This window comes from Hyphomonas sp. UBA3601 (genome assembly GCF_002375605.1).
In the GTDB taxonomy this organism is placed as follows: domain Bacteria; phylum Pseudomonadota; class Alphaproteobacteria; order Caulobacterales; family Hyphomonadaceae; genus Hyphomonas.
The window spans coordinates 9,331-11,616 of sequence record NZ_DFME01000012.1; the positions used below are offsets into that span (position 1 = coordinate 9,331).

General features: G+C 54.0%; 2 protein-coding genes and 1 pseudogene. 1 reads left to right on the forward strand and 2 read right to left on the reverse strand.

Going from position 1 to position 2,286, the window contains the following annotated elements:
• Positions 1–806: pseudogene (locus tag B4F73_RS00870) on the reverse strand (glucose-6-phosphate dehydrogenase); the annotation flags it as partial.
• Positions 807–1,080: 274 nt separating this feature from the next.
• Between B4F73_RS00870 and B4F73_RS00875 the strand changes: the two are divergent.
• A complete protein-coding gene (locus B4F73_RS00875) occupies positions 1,081–2,097 on the forward strand; it encodes a LacI family DNA-binding transcriptional regulator (protein WP_290478772.1) in 1,017 nt (338 codons plus the stop codon).
• Here B4F73_RS00875 and B4F73_RS00880 read toward each other — a convergent pair.
• On the reverse strand, positions 2,094–2,286 hold a 193-nt coding region (locus tag B4F73_RS00880; protein WP_290481579.1), incomplete at its 5' end, for a hypothetical protein. The two genes, B4F73_RS00875 and B4F73_RS00880, sit on opposite strands and share 4 nt — an antisense overlap.

Consider the following 2,286-nt stretch of genomic DNA (forward strand, 5'->3'; position numbering starts at 1 on the left):
ACCTTGATTTTCTCGGTACGAACATCATCATCGTCGAGTTGGTTCGGCGGCTCCATTGCCGTCAGGCACAGCAGCTGGAGCATATGGTTTTGCACCATGTCTCTCAGGGCACCGGATTTATCATAATAATCTGCACGTCCCTCAAGACCCAGGTCTTCAGCAACCGTGATCTGAACATGGTCCACATAATTGCGAGACCAAATTGGCTCGAACAGCATATTGGCAAATCGCAGGACCATGAGGTTCTGTACCGTCTCTTTGCCAAGATAATGGTCTATCCGAAAAACTTGGCGTTCGGCGTAGACTTGAGCAACACCGTCATTGATCGCCTTGGCAGATTCCAGATCGGTCCCGATCGGCTTTTCCAGCACAACCCGAGTGTTGCCCTCTGACAGGCCCACCTTGCCCAGTGCTTCACATATTTGAACATACAGGCGCGGCGACGTAGCGAGGTAAAATACGCACGGACGGTTGTCATCCAGTGTCAGGAAAGATTTGAGGGTGGCCCAATCTGCATCTTCCTGTGTTGCATCAATGGACACATACTCAATCAACTTCTCGAACTTGGACCATTCCTTCGTATCCCAGTTGTCGCCAGACGCTGACTCACAGGCTTCTCTTGCCATCTTGCGATATTCTTTGGTGTCCATCTCACTGCGCGCAGTGCCAACAATACGGCTGGATTCCGGAATCTGGCCATCCAGCCATCTGTGAAACAAGGCAGGCAAGAGCTTGCGCCGGGAGAGGTCACCTGTCCCGCCGAAGATAACGATGTCGAACGGATCGACAGGAATGAATTTTGCCATCAGGCAGTCTCCAGAGCGCTCGAGGTGAACATTGGCGGAATCAGGCCGAATTCGGATCGATCCCGAGTATTTTCTAGTTTGTCAGCTTATTCGTCAGACTCGCAAAGGTCGTGAAACGCAAATTTTGGTATCATCATTCTTCACTTTAGCTTCGCCTCCCCGGCTGGTAGTGCTTCTCTGCAAATTTTGCAGACTCTTTGATCAACGGTCTGGACGAATAGACCAAACATGTGACAACGTTGTTTTTGGTGTTCTTAAGCGGAGGTAGCACGAGATGTCCAGCACTAGAACGCGTTTGGAAGATCTTGCCTCAATCGCGGGTGTCTCGATCGCAACTGTTTCGCGCGCCCTCAACAACAGCTCCGCGGTGAATGATGAAACCAAGCGTCGGGTCTGGAAGATCGCCCGCGAGCACAACTATAATTTCCGCCCATCCATGCCGGCGCTCTTGTCCGGCGCTGCTGCGACGATTGCAGTCGTCGTGCCCACACTGGCTGGGCGCCAGACGGAAGTCTCTGACCCGTTCTTTCAGGAACTGATCAGCGGCCTCAGTGAGGCTGGGCGATTGGCTGGCTGCGATGTGCTGATCTCTTATCTGGCCCCGAAAAACCAGAACGACCTCGCCTCCATCATGACCGCGAACCGTGCTGAGGGCGTCATATTTCTTGGCCAGAGCTTCTTGCACGAAAGATTCAACCAACTGGCCGAAACTGAAAGCCGTTTCATAGTTTGGGGCGCGGAAATCCCCGGCCAAAAATACTGCTCTATCGGCTCGGATAACTTGCGCGGCGGCAAACGGGCGACGTCTCACCTGCTCAATCTCGGCCGCCGGCGAATCGCTTTTGTGGGTGACACGTCCAATCCAGAGATTCTGCAGCGCTATGAAGGCTATATCTCTGCGCATCGTCGGGCTGACATTCCGCTCGATGCGGACCTCACGCTCCAGTCAAGTTTTGACGTAGAATCCGCCGAAGCTGCAATTTCCAGCCTGATGGAGCGCGGCGTCACGTTTGATGCTGTTTTCGGAGCAAATGACCTGATTGCCCTGGCCACCATTCGCAGCTTGCTCAGAGAGGGAGTGCGTGTGCCCGATGACGTCTCGGTGATTGGTTATGACGATCTTCAACTCTCCGCCTATGGCTATCCTGCACTGAGTACGATCTCACAGGATCCTGCGCGGGCCGGGCGGATCCTCGTCGCCAAGCTGATTGCGTCGGTGGACACAGGCAGCATGCGATCTGAGCGTCTGCCAACCGAACTTATCGTCCGCGAATCCTGCGGCTTGTCCTAGTGGCGGGAAATCCGACACGAGTATGGCGGGACGCGTGTCTTGTTTGGACTATCGATTCCGACGCACATTAGAACCTGATCAGATGAAACGTCTGTCATCGCAGCCACCACTTCGGTCCCGCCAATATTGAAGACGCACTCAATCGTTTCGCCTTCCCATAGCCGACGAAACACGAGCAAGTCCCCGGAC

What these genes read in the sequence shown, in the direction of transcription:
- B4F73_RS00875 (WP_290478772.1), top strand. Translation starts at nt 1,081, where the DNA reads ATGTCCAGCACTAGAACGCGTTTGGAAGATCTTGCCTCAATCGCGGGT.